Source organism: Seonamhaeicola marinus (assembly GCF_008085455.1).
Window position 1 is genome coordinate 1 of record NZ_VSDQ01000859.1, and the last position, 279, is coordinate 279.

A 279-nucleotide genomic window follows, 5' to 3' on the forward strand; every position below is an offset into this window, starting at 1 on the left:
GTCATCCGAAGGTAAAAAAATCGTTTATCGGTTCTGGAATTAGACACGATATGTTGGTGCCAGAATTCAATAAAAATGCTGACCCAAAAGAGTTAGATGATTATACCGAAGAAGTGATGACAAAGCATGTTTCTGGACGACTTAAAGTAGCGCCAGAACATACTAGTGATCCTGTTTTGAAATTAATGCGAAAACCGTCTTTTAGTTACTTTCATAAGTTTAAAGAACGTTTTGATAAAATTAATATCAAGAATAAACTGAACTTACAGTTAATTCCGT

The 279-nt window shown here is 33.7% G+C and carries 1 pseudogene; it reads left to right on the forward strand.

The window, feature by feature from the left end:
• Window positions 1-279, forward strand: a pseudogene (locus FUA24_RS24445) (YgiQ family radical SAM protein); the annotation flags it as partial.